Source organism: Streptomyces sp. NBC_01283, assembly GCF_041435335.1.
GTDB lineage: Bacteria > Actinomycetota > Actinomycetes > Streptomycetales > Streptomycetaceae > Streptomyces.
The window spans coordinates 5,191,484-5,209,383 of the sequence record NZ_CP108430.1; the positions used below are offsets into that span (position 1 = coordinate 5,191,484).

The window sequence follows — 17,900 nt, forward strand, 5'->3', positions numbered from 1 at the left end:
TTCCGTGCGCGTCCCGATCCCCGTCCCGACCGAAACCCTCCATCGAATGTAGTCGCCACCACCGACAACGCATTGCCTTTGAGGCAAAGTGCGTCTGCTCCCGGCCTCGGATGATAGGGAGCTGCGTTGCTGGTGTTTCATGGAGAGGAGCTGGGGCAGCCGCGACGTAGGAAGCGTAGGGAAGGCTTCCGCATCGGCGAGCTACGAGCGAGCGGTATCAGCGAGCGAGAGGCGTGCGAGTGACGCTGCAGGTGGCCGTGGACGAGCAGGACGGCTGGGCCGTGCTGCGGGTGTCCGGCGAGATGGACCTGGTGACCTCGCCCGTCGTGCGCCAGCGCGTGCACGACGCCGTGGCCGACGGCCGGCACAGCCTCGTCCTCGACCTCTCGGATGTCCTGTTCTGCGACTCCAGCGGCGTCGGCGTGCTGATCGCGACGCGCCGTCTGTTCCGCTCCTGTCAGGGCAGGCTGCGCCTGATACTGCCCGCGAAGGGCGCCGAGGACGGATCCCACGTGAACCGCGTCCTCGCCGCCCTCGGCGTACGCCGCCTCTTCGAGGTCTTCCCGGACGTGGCGGCCGCGGTGGACGAGGAGGCCATTCCGCTCTCCGCGTGACCCGGCCGTCCCGCGCCGCCGACCGCGCCGCCGATCTCGCCACGCGCCAGGGGCAGATGGGCGCCGCGGACGGGCGGGAGCGGGGCCGTGCGGAGCCGGCGGGGTCAAGGGCGACCCAAAAGATCACCGGGAGCCGGTTCCTGGTACAACCTCTCTTGTCCCGGTCTTGGCACAAGCGTCGGCTTCCCGCCTCCGGGCGGTCGCCGAAGACGTACGCTCGCTGCCAGAGACACCCAGGGAACCCCCTGTGCACACGCACCCAACCGCAGAAGTGAGGCGGCCCGAACACCATGGACAGTGCCGAGTACGAGCGTAAGATCGCGGCCCGTTTCGCCACCTTCGACCAGGACGGCAACGGCTACATCTCCCGTGAGGACTTCAGCACGGCGGCCGCCGCCCTGCTCAGCGAGTTCGGCGCCACGGCACGCTCCGGGAAGGGGCAGGCGCTCTACATCGGGGCCGAGGCCTTCTGGCAGGGCATGGCCGGGATCGCCGACCGTGACGGCGACCAGCGGATCACCAAGCCGGAGTTCGTGGGCGGCGCCGTGAAGCGGCTGCGCGACAACCCGGCCCGGTTCGCCGAGATCGCGCGGCCGTTCCTGGACGCCGTGATCGCCGTCGCGGACGGCGACGGGGACGGTGCGGTCAGCCCCCAGGAACTGGCGCGCGTGCTCAAGGCACTTGGTGTTCCGGAGGACATCGCGGGCACCGCGGGCAGCTCGCTCGACACCGACGGGGACGGACGGGTGACGGAGGACGAGATCGTCGCGGCGTTCGCGGCGTACTTCACCGTCCCCGAGTGAGCCGCGCGGTGAGCGCTAGCTCCGCGTGAACCGCTCCCGCAGCTTGTACTTGAGCACCTTGCGCAGCGTCTCGTTGCGGGGGAGGGCCTCCACCAGCTCCAGTTGTTCCGGCAGCTTGTACGTGGAGAGTCCTTCCCCGCGGAGATAGCCGGTCATGGACTCCAGGGTCAGCGCGTCATGGTCGCCCGGCCGCTGCTCGATCACCGCGCAGACCCGCTCGCCCCGTTCGGGGTCCGGGAGGCCGATCACCGCCGCGTCCCCGACGGCCGGATGCCGGTGCAGCAGGTCCTCGATCTCCTTGGCGGAGATGTTCTCGCCCTTGCGGATGATGATGTCCTTGGCCCGGCCGGTGAGGACCAGGTGCCCCGTCGGCCGTACGTGGCCCAGGTCGCCCGTGATCAGGAAGCCGTCCGCGTCGAAGACCCCCGCGCTCTGCTCGGGGTCCAGGTACCCCTGGCAGACGGCCTCCCCGCGCAGCCGCACCTCGCCGTCGACCCCTGCGGGCACCTCCTTGCCCTCGGCGTCCGTGACCCGGATCTCCATGCCATCGGGGGGCATTCCCTCCGTCGTCGCCAGGTTCTCCGCGGTGTCGTCCGGGGCGCCCATGGTGATCATCGGCACCTCGGTCATGCCGTACCCGTGGGTGAGCTGGCAGCCCATCTCGCGTACGACGGCGTGATAGATCTCCGGCGGCTTCGGCGCACCGCCGCCCGCGAGGAGGCGCAGGGTGGGGATGAGCTTCTCGCCGGGCGCCAGCTTGCGCTGCTCGGCGAGGAACATCGAGTAGAACGCGGTCGATCCGCCCGCCACGGTCACGCCGTGCCGCCGGTAGCCGTCCAGCGCGTCCGGCAGCGCGAACGTCTCGAACATCACCGCCGGGAAGCCGTACAGGAGCAGCATCACCGTGTAGTCGGGCCCCGCGATGTGCGCGAAGGGGAACGCCATCGAGCCGACGTCGTCCGCGGAGAGGTGCAGCGCGTGCGCCAGGCACGAGCCGCCCGCGATCAGCGAACGGTCCGTGTGCAGTACGCCCTTGGGGTCGGACGTCGTGCCCGACGTCCAGTAGATCCAGCGCACCGACGTGCCGTCGGAGGGCGGCGGGGGCAGGACGGACGGATCGCCGTCGGGCAGGTCCTCGTACGCGTACGCCTTGAATATGCCCCGTGCGCCGAGGCGCTCGGCCATCTCCGTGTGGTCGAAGCCGCGCCACACCCCCGGCACGGCGAAGAACTCGGCCTTCGACTCCCGCAGCGCGAAGCCGACTTCGCGATCGCGGTAGAAGGGGATGACCGGCGACTGGACCGCGCCGATACGGGCGAGCGCGAAGGAGAGCAGGGCGGTCTCGATGCGGGTGGGCAGTTGCCAGGCCACCACCGTGCCGGGGCGCACGCCCATTTCGTAGAGGCCCGCGGCCACGCGCTCGCAGCGGTCGCGCAGTTCGCCGAAGGTGAGCCGCCGGTCGTCGGCGGGGTCGGTGGCCGCCTGGAGCAGCACGGCCGTGTCCGGGGTGAGCGCGGCGCGCCGCTCGATGAGCTCCCAGAGGGTGCGGGAGGCGCCGAGTGTGTACGCGGTCTCGATCCCCGCGTTCCCTGAGGTGCTCATGTGATCCCCTCGCGACCGGAGTCCGGCTGACGGACCGACTGAACTGACGGGCAGTCAGATCGTGCCGAGAGCGTAAGGCTCACCGCCTTGTCGGTCCAGAGGTGCGAAGCTAGCCTGCGTTCTGACGGGTCATCAGATAGTCCGGAGGGGCCGGAGGGATGACCGGAGGGGGCGACGTGGACCTCACCTACACGCAGGAGGAGGAATCCTTCCGGGCGGGCCTGCGCGAGTGGCTGGCCCGCACCCTCCCCCAACTGCCGGCGCGCCCGGACCCGTTGGACTGGCCGGGGCGCCGCGCGTACGACATGGGGTGGCAGCGCAGGCTGTACGACGCCGGATACGCGGGCCTGCACTGGCCCGTCGACGCGGGAGGGCGGGGCGCCACCCCCACCCAGCACCTCATCTTCCTGGAGGAGACCGAGAAGGCGGGCGCACCCTACGTAGGGGCGAACTTCGTGGGCCTGCTGCACGCGGGCCCCACCATCGCCTCCGAAGGAACCCCCGGACAGCGGGCCCGCTGGCTGCCGCCCGTGCTGCGCGGCGACGAGGTGTGGTGCCAGGGCTTCAGCGAACCGGACGCGGGCTCCGACCTCGCGTCACTGCGCACGCGCGCGTGGCGCGACGGCGACGACTACGTGGTGAGCGGATCCAAGATCTGGACCTCGCACGCGGAGGTCGCCGACTGGTGCGAGCTCCTCGTGCGGACGACCCCGGTGAGCGAGGACGTGCCCAAGCACCGCGGCATCACATGGCTCGCGATGCCGATGGACGCACCCGGCATCACGGTCCGCCCGCTGCGCACGCTCGCGGGCTCCACCGAGTTCGCCGAGATGTTCCTCGACGAGGTGCGGGTCCCGGTCGCCAACCGCGTCGGCGCGGAGAACGACGGCTGGCGCGTGACCATGGTGACGCTCTCGTACGAGCGGGGCACGGCCTTCGTGGGGGAGGTCGTCGCCTGCCGCCGGGTCCTCGGCGAGCTGGCCCGCGAGGCCCGCAAGAACGGCCGCTGGGACGACGCGGTGCTGCGCCGCAGGCTCGGCAGGCTGGGCGCGGAGTTCGGGGCGCTGTGGCGGCTCACGCAGTGGAACGTCAGCGAGTCGCAGCGGGCGGGGACCGGGGTGCCGGGAATCGGCGGGTCCGTCTTCAAGCTCCGCTACTCGCACGCACGCCAGGAGCTGTACGAGGCGGCCGGCGAGGTACTCGGGGCGGGCGCCCTCGACCTGGACCACGAGTGGACCCTGGACCGCCTCTCCTCTCTCTCCTACACGATCGCCGCCGGGACCTCGCAGATCCAGCAGAACATCGTGGCCGAGCGGATACTCGGCCTCCCGAAGGGGCGGTGAGGGAGCACGTGGACTTCCAACTCACTGAAGATCAGCAGGCGTTGAAGAGCGGAGTGCGTGAACTGCTGGAGGGGCGCTTCGGCGGAGAAGCCTTACGGGCAGCGGTGGGTCCCGGGGACGCGTCGGGCTCGGAGGTGCCCTCCCTGGACCGGAACCTCTGGCGGGAGCTCGGGGACGCCGGGTTCTTCTCGCTGCGGGTGCCGGAGGCGCAGGGCGGGGTCGGCCTCGCGCTTCCGGAGGCCGTGCTTGCCTTCGAGGAGGCGGGGCGGGTGCTGCTTCCCGGGCCGCTGGTGGCCACGTTCCTCGCCGCACGCGACGTCGCCGGCGCGGCACAGGGCGTGACCGTGGTGACGGCCCCGTACGGGGGGCTCGTCCCCTGGCTCGACGCGGCGGATGTCGCGCAGGGTGACGTCTCGGGGGCGGTTCCGTTGCGGTCGGTCGACCCGCTGACGCCGCTGCATCGGGTGTCTGCGTCTACGCCTTCGTCTGCGCCTTCGTCGCGTGAGGGGAGCGAGGGCGGGGCGGAGGCGGATCTCCTGCTCGCCGCCGAGCAGCTCGGCAGCGCCGCGCGAACCTGTGAGATGGCTGTCCAATACGCCCGGGAACGTACCCAATTCGGCCAGCCCATCGGGGCGTTCCAGGCCGTCAAGCACCTCTGCGCGCAGATGCTCGTCCGGGCCGAGGTCGCCCGTGTCGCCGTGTATGCCGCGGCCGTCACCGGTGACGTACTGGAGATCGCCGGGGCCAAGCTGCTCGCCGACGAGGCGGCGGTGAGGAACGCGCGGGACTGCCTCCAGGTGCACGGCGGAATGGGGTTCACCTGGGAGGCCGACGTACATCTGCATCTGAAGCGGGCCTGGGTGCGTGCCGGCCTCGGGCAGTCCGCGGCCCGGGCGGAGGAGGAGCTCGCGGCGGCACTCTGACGGCTTGGGCGGCTGTGGGGCTCGTGGGGCCACGGGATCGTCGTGGGGCCGGTGTGCGGAGAGTGATCGACTTGTGGAGCTCCCGAAGTGGGGGGAGGCTACTGAGCGTCGATATCGGGTTGTGTCCTATGCGTGACTCGTCACGGCATGGAGTCGGGCTTCGGCTCCGGTACCTTGTGTGAGATGCGAGTGGTTCTGAGGTCGAGCCATGCCGGTGTTGCCACTGAGGCGGCGCCGGGCCCGGCAATGCGTGCCGTTCGCAGTGCAGGAAGGGGCTGTATGCCCGCCTGTTCGACCCCCCGCAGTGCGCGTCGCACAGTATGCCGCACGCGTACTCCTTCGCGCTGGAATATGCCTGAAGCGCTTGTTGGGGTGACTGAACGTCAACCATGCTGTCTCTCAAGGGGATCACGTTCCGTGACCCTGTGGAGTCGCGAGGCGATGTGTCCGCCGGTTCGGATGGTGTGAGCGGTGCAGGTGCTTCAAGTTCAGCTGGAGGTCAGGCCGGACCCGGCCGAGGTGGGGCGGGCCCGAAGGTGGGCGCGCTCACGGCTCGCCGGTTCCGGGATAGGGGTCGACGAGCCACTGGCCGAGACGCTGATCCTGCTGATCTCGGAGCTGGTCACCAACGCGGTGGTGCACACGGGCTGTCCGGCCGTGCTGCGCATGCGGCTCCCGGACGTCCCGGAAGTGCCAGAGGAGGCCGCCGATGCCGGGCCGGGCACGGTCAGGGTCGAGGTGGCCGATGCCAGCGCACGTCCCCCGAAGCAGCGGCACGCGGACGGCGACGCGACCAACGGCCGGGGCCTTGAGCTCGTCGACGGCCTCGCGGACCGCTGGGGCTGGCAGACCGAAGGCGCGGGAAAGAGCATCTGGTGCGAGGTGGACCGGTGCGAGCCGGGCGTCGAGGCGGTCGCGTTCGACGGGGCGACCTACGAGGACGTCGCGTACGAAGCGGTCTGAGCACTGCGTGGCGGTGCTCATGACGGTGCTCATGGCCGCACTCATGGCAGGTCCCTTGGCGGTGCCGGGCGCCCGCATGCGCCGTCGCGTGCCACGATGCGCGGCCATGCGCGGCCGGAGCATAAGCGGCATAATTCATTAATCACCGGACGGGTGTTGACGTACCGTGTCCGATTGATCACGCTTGTGTGCAGCGATTCGCCGCGAGGGGACGTCGAGGGACGGTGGTCTGTGACCCGGTCCTCGGCGAGATGTGGGTCGCCGTCGGCGTCGGTCCCTTCGTGGCCGGAGAGCAGGACCAGTGCGCCGGAGCCGGATGGCGGCGCGCGCGGCGACGCGCTCGGGGCGGGAGCCGGGCCGCCGCCATCCGAAGGCTCACAGCACCGCTACGGGCGCGACGGGTGTCCCCGTACCGCCGATGAACGGTTCGGGCATCGCGGAGAGCAGGAAGCTGTAGCGGGAAACTTCTGCACAGGCTGTGGACAACTTTTCGAGATTCCAGTTCTGGCCCTGCAGCATCCCCATCTCGACCAGGTCGAGCGCGTGCACGGGCAGCCAGAGGTTCTCGATCTCGGGCGGGAAGATCTCGAAGGTGAGCGTGTCGTTGGCGACCGCCGCGACATCGCGAGCGTGGAACCACTCCGGGGTGTGGACCGAGAGGCCGGGGGACGGATATCCGTACGCGTGCTTGTCGCCCGCCAGGTAGGTCTGGATCTGGCCGGTGCGTACGAGGACGATGTCGCCGGCGCGGACGGTGATCCCGGCGAACTCCGCTGCCTCCGCCAGGTCTTCGGGCGTCACCGCGTGATCGCCGGGCAGCCGGTCCACGCCCTTGGCGCGGGCGACGTCGAGCAGTACGCCGCGCGAGACGAGGTGCGGCACCTTGTCGATGCCGCTGAACCGCGCGCCGGTGTGGGCGGTGATGGAGTCGGCGGGGCGGCCGTTGTAGATCTTTCCCGAGTGCGAGGCGTGGGTGAGCGCGTCCCAGTGGGTGGCTGTCTGGAGGCCCATCGTGACGGCGTCGTCGCTGGTGGCGACCGTGCCGGGGCCGAAGAGCTCCTGGTTGATCTGCACCATCGTGTGGAGGGGGTTGATCCGGCCGGGTATCAGGCCGGTCTGGACGCCGTCCTCCTTGAGCGGCAGTGCGAGTGGAATGCGCCTGCCGGTGCGAATGGTGGCGGCGGCCTCGCGTACGACCTCGTCGGTGATGAGGTTGAGGGTGCCGATCTCGTCGTCGGAGCCCCAACGGCCCCAGTTGTTCACGCGTTTGGCGATGTCGTGGAACTCGGGCGGCAGGGCGGACGCCGGGGTCGAATCGGTGGGACCTGTGGGTGCCGAGTCTGACATGGGTCCTCCGCAGGGCTTGTCTTCCGGTATCTGACGGGTCATAGAATCTAACGGTCCGTCAGAAACCGCGGGAAGGGGCCGGACGTGGGGAACTTCTTGGCAGGCAAGGTGGTGGCCGTCACCGGCGCCGGACGCGGCATCGGCAGGGCGGTCGCGCTCGCCGCCGCGGCCGAGGGTGCCAGGGTCATCGTGAATGACTACGGCGTCTCCATGGAGGGGGCGGAACCGACCAGTGAGATAGCCGACGGCGTGGTCAAGGAGATCCAGGCGGCGGGCGGCGAGGCCGTCGCCGTCGCCGACGACATCTCCACCATGGCGGGCGGGCAGCGGATCGTGGACGTCGCGCTCGCCGAGTACGGGCGCATCGACGGTGTGGTGTGCGTGGCCGGGATCCTGCGCGAACGGATGCTCTTCAACATGTCCGAGGAGGAGTGGGACCCGGTGGTCGCCACCCACCTCAAGGGCACGTTCACCGTCTTCAGGGCCGCTTCGGCGGTCATGCGGAAGCAGGGGACGGGCACACTGATCGGCTTCACCAGCGGCAACCACCAGGGGTCCGTCGCGCAGGCCAACTACAGCGCCGCCAAGGGCGGGATCATCTCGCTGGTGCGGAGCGCCGCGCTCGGCCTGAACAAGTACGGGGTGACGGCGAACGCGGTGGCGCCCGTCGCGCGCACGCGCATGTCCGCCAATGTGCCCATGGAGCTGAAGGAGATCGGGGAGCCGGAGGACGTGGCCGCGCTGGTCACGTATCTGCTGAGCGAGCGGGCCCGGGAGGAGAAGATCACCGGGCAGGTCTATACGGTCGCGGGCCCGAAGATCGCCGTCTGGGCACAGCCGCGTGAGCTGCGGGCCGGGTATGTCGAGGGCGGCTGGACCCCGGAGAAGATCGCCGACTTCCTGCCGGGGACGGTGGGGGTCGACCCGATGCCGATGCTGGCCCAGCTGGAGGCGATGGCGAAGGCCGCCGCCGCCAAAGACCGGCCGAACGCGTAGGCCGGGCGGTGGAGTTCGGATTCGGCCCGGAGGACGAGGAGTTCCGCGCGGAGGCCCGCGCGTGGCTCACCGAACACCTGACGGGGGTGTTCGCCGGGGCGGCGGGGCGGGGTGGCCCCGGGAGTGAGCACGAGGGGGCGGAGGAAAGGCGGGCCTGGGACCGGGAGTTGGGGAGGGGTGGGTGGATTGGGCTTGGGTGGGGTGCGGGTGCGGGTGCGGGTGCGGGTGCTGGTGCAGGGGCCGGTGCAGGTGCAGGTGTAGGTGCAGGTGCTGGGGTTTTGGGGGTGTATGGGAATCGGCTGGCCTCGTTGACCCAGCAAGTCGTCTGGGCCGAGGAGTACGCGCGCGTGCGGGCTCCCGGGCGCTATGGGCACATCGGCGAGAACCTGCTGGCCCCGACCCTCCTCGCTTACGGCACGCAGGAGCAGCAGGACGAGTTCCTGCCGCCCATCGCGCGCGGGGAGGCCCTGTGGTGCCAGGGGTACAGCGAGCCGGGCGCCGGGTCGGACCTGGCGGGGCTGCGGACGGTGGCGGTGCGGGACGGCGACGTGTACCGCGTCACCGGGCAGAAGATCTGGACCTCGCTCGCCCACGAGGCGGACTGGTGCTTCGTCCTCGCGCGGACGGAGGCGGGGTCCACCGGCCACCGGGGGATCTCGTTCCTGCTGGTCCCGATGGATCAGCCCGGACGCGTCGAGGTGCGTCCCATACGGCAGTTGACGGGTACGAGCGAGTTCAACGAAGTCTTCTTCGACGGTGCGGTCGCGCGCGCCGCGCACGTGGTCGGCGGTGCCGGAAACGGGTGGCGCGTCGCCATGGGCCTCCTCGGCTTCGAACGGGGCGTGTCCACGCTCGTCCAGCAGATCGGGTTCGCCGAGGAGCTGGGGAGCGTCGTACGGGAGGCCGTCGACAGCGGGGCCGTCGACGATCCCGTGCTGCGGGACCGCCTCGTGCGGCAGTGGGCGGAGCTACGGGTCATGCGGTGGAACGCCCTGCGTACGTTGGGGAGTTCGGGCGGCTCCCGGGCCGACTCCGGGGTCGGCGCGGGCGCTCCCAGTGTGGCCAAGCTGCTCTGGGGCGGGTGGCATCAGCGGCTCGGCGAGCTGGCGATGGCGGTACGGGGGGCTGCGGGGGCGGTCGGTCCAGGGGACTGGAGCGAGAGCGAACCGTACGAACTCGATGCCCTGCAAAGGCTCTTCCTCTTCACGCGGGCCGACACCATCTACGGCGGCTCGGACGAGATTCAGCGCAACATCATCGCCGAGCGCGTGCTCGGCCTGCCGAGGGAGGCGCGATGAGGGGTGTCGTTTTCGACAGGAGCAAGGCCGAGGGTTCGAGGGTGGAGGTCGTCGACGACCTCGACGTACGGGATCCGGGGCCGGGGGAGGTGCTGGTCGCCGTCGCGGCGGCCGGGCTGTGCCACAGTGACCTCTCGGTGATCGACGGGACCATTCCCTTCCCCTCGCCGGTGGTGCTCGGGCACGAAGGAGCGGGGGTGGTGGAGGCGGTCGGTGCGGGGGTGACCCATGTGGCGGCCGGTGATCATGTGGCGCTCTCGACCATCGCCAGCTGCGGGACGTGCGGGGAGTGCAACCGGGGGCGGCCGACCATGTGCCGGCGCGCCATCGGGATGCCGGACCAGCCGTTCTCGCGGGGCGGCGAGCCGATCTACCAGTTCGCGGCGAACTCCGCGTTCGCGGAACGCACGGTGGTGAAGGCCGTGCAGGCCGTGAAGATCCCGGAGAGCATCCCGCTGACGTCGGCGGCGTTGATCGGGTGCGGGGTGGTGACCGGGGTCGGGGCCGCGCTGAACCGGGCCAAGGTGGACCGCGGGGACAGCGTGGTGGTGATCGGTACCGGTGGCATCGGCCTGAACGTGCTGCAGGGGGCGAGGATCGGCGGGGCGACGCGGATCGTGGCGGTCGACGCGAACCCCGATAAGGAGAGCGTGGCACGGCAGTTCGGTGCCACGCACTTCTTCTCGTCGGCGGAGGCGGAGGGCGTGAAGGAGCTGCTGCCCACGGGGGCGGACCACGTCTTCGAGTGCGTGGGCCGGGTCGAGCTGATCCGGCAGGCGGTCGATCTCCTGGACCGGCATGGGCAGGCGATCCTGCTGGGGGTGCCGCCGGCCACGGCCGAGGCGTCGTTCCTGGTGTCGTCGTTGTTCCTGGACAAGTCGATCCTGGGCTGCCGCTATGGCTCGGCACGTCCGCAGCGGGACTTCGCGCTGTACGCGGAGCTTTATCTGGCGGGGCGCCTTCTGCTGGACGAGCTCGTCACGGAGACGTATCCGGTGGAGGACTTCGCGAAGGCTGTGGGGGATGCGGAGGCGGGGCGGGTGGCTCGGGGGGTTCTGACGTTCTGAGCGGGCCCGCTGGTGCGGGTGGGTGCGGGGTGCGGGGTGCGGTGCGGTGCGGTCCGCCTTGGGGTGCGAGGCCGCGCCCTTGGGGTGCGGGGCCGTGCCGGTATGTCCGTCCTCGCTATCGTGCGGTGGCCGCTGGGGTGCTTCGGGGCTGGAGTGCCGCGAGCCGTGCTCCGGGCGGACATACCGCCACGTCCCCTCGCGAGCGCTGCCGACTGCGGCCGGTCGTTGGCTGATCGATGGTGCTGCGGGGCAATCGGGTGGGTGGGCGGGAAAGGCTTGTTCGTTCAGGGTGGCTGCGGGCCCACGGCGCCCCACCGTTCAAGAGAGACACGCGCCGGCGCGGAAAGTGCGGCGGTAGGCGGTCGGGGTTACACCCAGGGCCGCCTGCAAGTGACCCCGCATGGACTGTGCCGTACCGAAGCCCGCATCCCGCGCCACCCGGTCCACGGAAAGATCGCTGGACTCCAGGAGGTGCCGCGCCCGCTCCACCCGCTGCTGCGCGAGCCACTGGCCGGGGCTGATCCCCACCTCCTCCCGGAAGCGCCGCGTGAACGTGCGTACGGACATGGACTCCTGGTCCGCCATGTCGCGGAGCTGGATCGGCTCGTGGAGGCGGGCGAGGGCCCACGCCCGCGCGGCGGTCGTCGTGGCCAACTGCGGTTCAGGGACCGGGCGTTGGATGTACTGGGCCTGGCCCCCGTCCCGGTGCGGGGGCACCACCGTACGGCGGGCCACGTCATTGGCTACCACCGATCCGTGATCGCTGCGTACGACATGGAGGCAGAGGTCGAGGCCGGCCGCCACACCCGCCGAGGTGAGGACGTCGCCGTCGTCGATGAAGAGGACCTCGGGATCCACCGTGATCCGCGGGAAGACGCGCTGGAAGTGCTCCGCCGACGACCAGTGCGTCGTCGCCGTGCGGCCGTCGAGGTAGCCCGCGGCGGCGAGGACGTAACCACCCGTGCAGATGGAGATCATGCGCGTGCCCGGTGTGATGTGGGCCAGGGCCGAGGCTAGTTCCTCGGTCAGGCGGCCTTCCTCGTAGACCGGACCCAGTTCGTACGAAGCCGGGATCACCACCGTGTCGGCGGTGGCCAGACAGTCCGGGCCGTTCTCGACGAGGATCGAGTAGTCGGCGTCCGTGCGCACCGGGCCCGGCGGGCGGACGGACGCGGTCACGACCTCGTAGAGGGGCTCGGCGTCAGCGGTTCGCGCCCGGCCGAAGATCCGCTGCGGGATGCCCAACTCGAAGGGGATGACACCGTCCAGGGCCAGGACCACCACGCGGTGACGGGCGGTGGCGGTCGGCCCGGGGGTGCCGGGCACTCCGGAATCGCCGGTCGTTGAGGCCATGGCCCGATTCTAGCTAATGCTGTCCCTCCGGCCACTCGTTCGGAGGCGGCCGGATCCGGATTCTGGGTGCCGTGACCCAGACAGACGTGAATCAGCCGGTCGAGCCGCCCCGGGAGGCGCCGGTCCGGCGCCGCCGCATCCACCGGGCCTGGTTCGTCGCCGCCGTCACCTTCGTGACGATCATCGGTGCCGCCGCGTTCCGCTCCCTGCCGGGCCTGCTCATCGATCCGCTGCACGCGGAGTTCCACTGGTCGCGCGGCACGATCGGCCTCGCGGTCTCCATCAACCTCGCGCTGTACGGGCTCACCGCGCCGTTCGCCGCCGCCCTGATGGACCGCTTCGGCATCCGGCGGGTCGTCGCCGTCGCGCTCGTCGTGATCGCGCTCGGCTCCGGACTCACCGTCTGGATGCAGTCCGCCTGGCAGCTCCTGCTGTGCTGGGGGCTGCTCGTCGGGCTCGGCTCGGGGTCGATGGCGCTCGCCTTCGCCGCCACCGTCACCAACCGCTGGTTCACCACGCGGCGCGGACTCGTCACCGGCATCCTGACGGCGGCCTCCGCGTCCGGACAGCTGATCTTCCTGCCGCTGCTCTCCTGGATGGTGGAGGCGTACAAGTGGCGGCCCGCCGCGGTGACCGTCGCCCTGACCGCGCTCGCCGTCGTCCCGTTCGTATGGCTGCTGCTGCGCGACCACCCCGCGGACGTCGGCCTGAAGCCGTACGGGTCCGAGGAGTTCGTGGAGAAGCCCCCGCCCGCCACGGGGGCGGCGCGGCGTGCGGTGACCGTGCTGTTCAAGGCGGCCCGCACCGGGCCCTTCTGGCTGCTCGCCGGGACCTTCGCCATCTGCGGCGCCTCGACGAACGGACTGATCCAGACGCACTTCGTGCCCGCCGCGCACGACCACGGCATGCCGATCACGGCGGCCGCGTCGCTCCTCGCCGTCATCGGCGTCTTCGACGTGGTGGGGACGATCGCGTCCGGCTGGTTCACGGACCGCTTCGACGCGCGGCGGCTCCTTGCCGTGTACTACGCGCTGCGCGGCGTCTCGCTGCTCTTCCTGCCGCTGCTGCTCGACTCGGCCGTGCACCCGCCGATGGTCTTCTTCATCGTCTTCTACGGACTCGACTGGGTGGCCACCGTGCCGCCGACCCTGGCCCTGTGCCGGGAGCAGTACGGCGAGGACAGCGCCATCGTCTTCGGCTGGGTGCTCGCGTCGCACCAGGTGGGGGCCGCGCTCGTGGCCGTCATCGGGGGTGTCGTGCGGGACACGTTCGGGTCGTACGACGTGATGTGGATCGCCTCGGGGGCGCTGTGCGCGGCGGCTGCGCTGATGGCCCTGGTCATCCGGCGGGCCGGCGGCGGCGCGGAGACGGCCGTGCGACCGCCCGCGCTCACGTAGCGGGGCTGCCGTTCACGTCGTGGGGCCGCCGTTTACGTGGCCGGGGTGTCGAACCTGCCGAACTCGCCCCGGTGGAAGAGGAGCGGTTCGCCGTCGTCGGTGGCGCCCAGGGCGTCCACCCGGCCGACCACGATCAGGTGGTCGCCCCCGGTGTGCACCGCCTGGATCGTGCAGTCGATCCAGGCCGGTACGCCGGCCAGGCGGGGCGAGCCGGTGACGGGAGCGGCGTCGTAGACCACTCCCGCGAACTTGTCGGCTCCGCTCACCGCGAAGCCGCGGCACAGTGCGCCCTGGTCGGCGCCCAGGACGTTGACGCAGAAGACGCCCGCGCGCGCGATGCGCGGCCACGTCGTCGACGTACGCGCGACCATGAAGGAGACCAGGGGCGGGGCGAGGGAGAGCGAGGAGAAGGACTGGCAGGCGAATCCGGCCGGGCCTGCCTCGCCTTCGGACGCCGGCGCGGTGATCACGGTCACGCCGGTGGCGAAGTTCCCGAGGACGCGCCGGAACTCGCCCGCGTCAAGGGGAGCCCGCTCGTCGTCGCCGACCGCCCGTAACTGCGGGCGGGGAAGGGCTTCGACCGGGCCGGTGGTGGTCGGCGCGCCGACCGACCTGAGGTATCGGACGACGGTGGCCGCCATCCCTGCATGTCCCATCACACCGACCATTGAAGCTGACGGGTCGTCAGATAGGAAGGCCCGTGCAGGCGTAGCATCGCGCCGGGTGCGTGCGGATACGGGTGCGCGTCCGTTCGCGCGGGCCTCTCAGCGGCCTTCGTACGAAGGTGAACGCCGTTCCACGAAGCTGGCCACGCCCTCGTTCGCGTCCGCCGTCGTCATGTTGATCTCCTGGGCGGCGGCCTCGGCCGCGAAGGCCGTCGCGCGGTCGGATCCGAGGGACGCGTTGACCAGTTGCTTGGTCATGGCGATGGCGCGGGTCGGCCCCGTCGCGAGGCGTTCCGCCCAGGCGCGGGCCGTCTTCTCCAGTTCGCCGGCCGGTACGACGCGATTGACGAGCCCGAGCCGTTCGGCGTCCGCGGCCGGCACGGAGTCGCCGAAGAACATCAGCTCCTTGGCGCGTTGCGGGCCGATGAGGCGCGGCAGCAGATAGGCGCCGCCGCCGTCGGGCACCAGGCCCCGTCGTACGAACACCTCGATGAACTTGGCCTGTTCGGTGGCGATGACGAGATCGCAGGCGAACGCGAGATGCGCGCCGATCCCGGCCGCGGTCCCGTTCACCGCGGCGATCACCGGCTTCTCGCAGTCCAGGACGGCGGCGATGAGCCGCTGGGCGCCCAGCCTGATGGTGCGGGCCACGTCGCCGGGCACGCGCTCCCCGGTGCTCGGCGCCCCGCGCAGATCCGCGCCCGCGCAGAAACCCTTGCCGGTCGCGGTGATCACCACGGCCCGGACGGTGGGGTCGGCGGAGGCTTCGGCGAGCAGCGAGATGACGCGTTCGCGCTGGTCCCAGGTGACGGCGTTCATGGCTTCGGGGCGGTTGAGCGTGATCCACGAGACGCCGTTGTCAGTGGCGTGGAGTACCAATGAGTCGAGGGAGGCAACTGGCCTGTCGGGGGGAGTGGTCATGAGCGGACGGGCTCCGTTTCGGCGCGGGTTTCGGCGCGGCGTGTTCGCGTGGCGCGGGGTGCGCGGGTGGTTGTGCGGGTGGGCGTGCGGGAGGAGATCGGCGCCCAGCGGTGTCCTGGGGCGCCGCTCACCGGCAGACGGCCAAGGCGTCCAGCGCGACCGCCCCCTGCCCCCTTGGGAGCACCATCAGGGGATTGATGTCCAGCTCCGCCAGGTCGTCGCCGAGTTCGAGAGCCATCCGCTGGACCCGGAGCACCACCTCGACGAGAGCGTCGACGTCGACCGGCGGCCCCCCTCGGACCCCGTCGAGCAACGGCCGCCCGCGCAGCTCGGAGAGCATCGCGAGCGCCTGGTCCTCCCCGAAGGGCGGCACCCGTACGGCCACGTCCCGCAGGACCTCGACGAGCACACCCCCGAGCCCGACGGTCACCGTCGGTCCGAACAGCTCGTCCTGCGTCACGCCCACCACCATCTCGACGCCCCGCTCCACCATCTGGCAGACGAGTACGCCGTCCAGGGCGATCCCTTCGTAGCGGGCGATGTCGGTCAGTTCGCGATAGGCGTCCCGCACCTGGCTGGCCGACGTCAGCCCGACCTTCACAAGGCCGAGATCACTCTTGTGGGCAAGCCGCGCGCCGGACGCCTTCATCACCACCGGGTAGCCGACGAGCCCCGCCGCCCGCACGGCCGCCGCCGCGCTGGTCACCAACTGCTCGCGCGGTACGCGAATCCCGTACGCGCGCAGCAGCTGCTTCGCCGCGTGCTCGCTCAGCTGCTGGCCGGGCCGCATCAGGGCCTGCGCCTTGCGGAAGGACGGCGAGGCCGTGCGCGGGGCGTCGGCGAAGGGGGAGCGGTAGCGGGTCGTGAACCGGTGGTGGTCCAGATAGGCCCGCACCGCCGTGATGCAGTTGCCGAAGGTGCGGAAGGTGGCGACGCGCGACGAGCCGAGCAGCGTCGTGCGGTAGGCCTCCTCGGTGCCGACGGGCGAGCCCCACACCACGCACACCAGCTTGTCCGTCTGCTCCGCCGCGTCCACCAGGTCCTGCGCCAGCTTGTCGCTCATCGGCGGGAAGGGGCCGGTGATGGGGCAGATCAGCACCCCCACCTCCGGATCGTCCAGGATCGCGTCGATGATCTTCCGGCCGCGCCAGTCGCCCACCGGGTGCCCGCCGTTGTCGACGGGGTTGGCGACGTTCAGGTAGTCGGGTATCCACTGGTGCAGCTCCGCCTGCTTGGCGTCGGAGAGGGCGGGAAGCCGGAGCCCCGCCTCGGTCGCCAGGTCCGAGAAATGCGCGCCCGTGCCGCCCGAGATCGAATACACGACGACGCCCTCGGCCCGCGGCGGCCTCGCGCGCGCCAACAGGGCGGACGTGTCCTGGAGTTCGTCGAGCCCGTCCACGCGGATCACGCCGAACTGCCGCATCGCCGCGTCGACCACCGTGTCGGCGCCGGTGAGCTTGCCGGTATGTGAGGCGGCCATCCGGGCGCCGGTCTCGGTGCGGCCGACCTTGACGGCGACGACGGGCACGCCGCGCTGGGCGGCGCGGTCGGCGGCGAGCAGGAAGGAGCGGCCGTCCTTGAGGCCCTCTACGTAACAGGCGATGGCGCCGACCTCGGGGCGCTCGGCGAAGTAGGAGATGAAGTCGGAGGTCTCCAGGTCGGCTTCGTTGCCGGTGGGCGCCCAGTGCGAGAGGCGTACGCCGATCTCCTGCATCGTGAAGACGGGGCGCCCCTGGTGGCCGGACTGGGTGATCAGCGCGATCGCCGGTCCTTCGAGGTCGTCGCGGAACTTCTCGAAGGCGTTGAGGTTGGTGTTGGGCCCGAGCAGCCGCAGGCCGGAGCGTTCCACGGCGGCGGCCAGCCGGGCCTGGGCCGCCGCGCCCTCCTCGCCCGTCTCCGCGAAGCCGGAGGCGAAGGCGACGGCGAACTTCACCTTGGACTCGGCGAGTTCCTCGATCACGGGAAGGGGGTCACTGACGAGAAGTACGGCCAGATCGACCTGTTCCGGCAGGTCCGCGACGGAGGGGAAGCAGGGGGTGCCGAAGACGGACTGCCGGGTGGGGTGCACGGGGTGCAGCCGGGCGCCGCCCCGCTCGGCCCAGTCCATGAGCTGACGCGTGATGCCGGTGTTGGGCCGCCCCTCGGCGTCCGACGCGCCGATGACGGCGACGGACTCGGGGCGGAAGAACCGGTCGAGGTCCGGTATGTCGGCGTGCAGGGGTCGTCCGCTGACGTCCAGGTCGTCCGCCGTGGCGGCCTGTCCATGGACGGCGGGTGCCGGGGCTTCGCCGCAGGCCACAACACGCGCGCGGCGGGGGTCGGTGGTGAAGGTGCCGTAAGTCGATCCAAGCATCGGTCCGCCCGCTCCTGTGTGACAGCAACTCAACTGACGCATAGTCAGATTACTGAACTGACGCTGTGTCAGGAACAGTGCTGCACGCAAAGCCTGGAGCGGGGTCGCGCCCTTTAGCCGTACCCAGGTGCCCCGGGGGGCTACTCCCCTCCCGGTGGGCGGGGCCGCCGGGAGGGGGCAGTACCGGCCACCGGAGGCGGGGGTGCCGACCTCTGGGGTGCCCCTGCGAAGGTGTGCGGGGCCCGTGGTGCTTGG

15 protein-coding genes are annotated in these 17,900 nt (G+C 71.1%); 9 read left to right on the plus strand and 6 right to left on the minus strand.

The window, feature by feature from the left end:
- Window positions 1–239 precede the first annotated feature (239 nt).
- Both OG302_RS23810 and OG302_RS23815 read left to right on the plus strand, forming a co-directional pair.
- Window positions 240–614: an STAS domain-containing protein gene (locus OG302_RS23810; RefSeq protein WP_371528618.1), complete on the plus strand. Its 375-nt coding sequence runs from the start codon at window positions 240–242 to the stop codon at window positions 612–614.
- 290 nt (window positions 615–904) lie between these two features.
- Window positions 905–1,417 carry an EF-hand domain-containing protein gene (locus tag OG302_RS23815; RefSeq protein ID WP_371528619.1) on the plus strand — a complete coding sequence of 171 codons (513 nt, stop codon included), beginning with the start codon at window positions 905–907 and terminating at the stop codon, window positions 1,415–1,417.
- A gap of 15 nt (window positions 1,418–1,432) precedes the next feature.
- Here the strand turns inward: OG302_RS23815 and OG302_RS23820 are convergent, their stop codons facing one another.
- Window positions 1,433–3,019: an AMP-binding protein gene (locus OG302_RS23820; protein WP_371528620.1), complete on the minus strand. Its 1,587-nt coding sequence runs from the start codon at window positions 3,017–3,019 to the stop codon at window positions 1,433–1,435.
- 176 nt (window positions 3,020–3,195) lie between these two features.
- Between OG302_RS23820 and OG302_RS23825 the strand changes: the two genes are divergently transcribed.
- The 3 genes from OG302_RS23825 (at window position 3,196) to OG302_RS23835 (ending at window position 6,248) form a co-directional block, all read left to right on the plus strand.
- Window positions 3,196–4,362, plus strand: coding sequence for an acyl-CoA dehydrogenase (locus OG302_RS23825; RefSeq protein ID WP_371750211.1), 1,167 nt, complete (start codon window positions 3,196–3,198; stop codon window positions 4,360–4,362).
- 8 nt (window positions 4,363–4,370) lie between these two features.
- The gene (locus OG302_RS23830; RefSeq protein WP_371750212.1) at window positions 4,371–5,285 is read left to right on the plus strand and encodes an acyl-CoA dehydrogenase family protein; all 915 of its coding nucleotides are present in this window, start codon (window positions 4,371–4,373) and stop codon (window positions 5,283–5,285) included.
- A gap of 471 nt (window positions 5,286–5,756) precedes the next feature.
- Window positions 5,757–6,248, plus strand: coding sequence for an ATP-binding protein (locus OG302_RS23835; protein ID WP_371528621.1), 492 nt, complete (start codon window positions 5,757–5,759; stop codon window positions 6,246–6,248).
- A gap of 375 nt (window positions 6,249–6,623) precedes the next feature.
- Here OG302_RS23835 and OG302_RS23840 read toward each other — a convergent pair whose 3' ends face one another.
- Window positions 6,624–7,595 carry a cyclase family protein gene (locus OG302_RS23840; RefSeq protein WP_371528622.1) on the minus strand — a complete coding sequence of 324 codons (972 nt, stop codon included), beginning with the start codon at window positions 7,593–7,595 and terminating at the stop codon, window positions 6,624–6,626.
- Between the two features lie 84 nt (window positions 7,596–7,679).
- On the opposite strand from OG302_RS23840, the gene OG302_RS23845 reads away from it, so the two are divergent.
- From OG302_RS23845 to OG302_RS23855, 3 genes are read left to right on the plus strand one after another with little or no spacing between them, the layout of a single operon-like run.
- On the plus strand, window positions 7,680–8,591 hold the full coding sequence (locus OG302_RS23845) for an SDR family NAD(P)-dependent oxidoreductase (RefSeq protein ID WP_371528623.1): 912 nt from the start codon (window positions 7,680–7,682) through the stop codon (window positions 8,589–8,591).
- An 8-nt stretch (window positions 8,592–8,599) separates the two neighbouring features.
- Window positions 8,600–9,889, plus strand: a complete 1,290-nt coding sequence (locus OG302_RS23850; protein ID WP_371528624.1) for an acyl-CoA dehydrogenase family protein — start codon at window positions 8,600–8,602, stop codon at window positions 9,887–9,889.
- Window positions 9,886–10,956, plus strand: a complete 1,071-nt coding sequence (locus OG302_RS23855) for a Zn-dependent alcohol dehydrogenase (protein WP_371528625.1) — start codon at window positions 9,886–9,888, stop codon at window positions 10,954–10,956. Before OG302_RS23850 ends, OG302_RS23855 begins: the two co-directional genes overlap by 4 nt.
- A gap of 318 nt (window positions 10,957–11,274) precedes the next feature.
- Here the strand turns inward: OG302_RS23855 and OG302_RS23860 are convergent, their stop codons facing one another.
- Window positions 11,275–12,309: a GlxA family transcriptional regulator gene (locus OG302_RS23860; RefSeq protein ID WP_371528626.1), complete on the minus strand. Its 1,035-nt coding sequence runs from the start codon at window positions 12,307–12,309 to the stop codon at window positions 11,275–11,277.
- Window positions 12,310–12,380: 71 nt separating this feature from the next.
- Between OG302_RS23860 and OG302_RS23865 the strand changes: the two genes are divergently transcribed.
- A complete protein-coding gene (locus OG302_RS23865; RefSeq protein ID WP_371528627.1) occupies window positions 12,381–13,706 on the plus strand; it encodes an MFS transporter in 1,326 nt (441 codons plus the stop codon).
- A gap of 32 nt (window positions 13,707–13,738) precedes the next feature.
- On the opposite strand, the gene OG302_RS23870 is transcribed toward OG302_RS23865, so the two are convergent.
- The 3 genes from OG302_RS23870 to OG302_RS23880 form a co-directional block, all read right to left on the minus strand.
- Window positions 13,739–14,362 (minus strand): flavin reductase family protein, encoded by a 624-nt coding sequence (locus tag OG302_RS23870; protein WP_371528628.1) that lies wholly within the window; start codon window positions 14,360–14,362, stop codon window positions 13,739–13,741.
- Window positions 14,363–14,470: 108 nt separating this feature from the next.
- Complete coding sequence (locus OG302_RS23875) at window positions 14,471–15,292, minus strand: enoyl-CoA hydratase/isomerase family protein (RefSeq protein ID WP_371528629.1); 822 nt, start codon at window positions 15,290–15,292, stop codon at window positions 14,471–14,473.
- A 127-nt stretch (window positions 15,293–15,419) separates the two neighbouring features.
- On the minus strand, window positions 15,420–17,645 hold the full coding sequence (locus OG302_RS23880) for an acetate--CoA ligase family protein (RefSeq protein WP_371528630.1): 2,226 nt from the start codon (window positions 17,643–17,645) through the stop codon (window positions 15,420–15,422).
- Window positions 17,646–17,900: the final 255 nt, after the last annotated feature.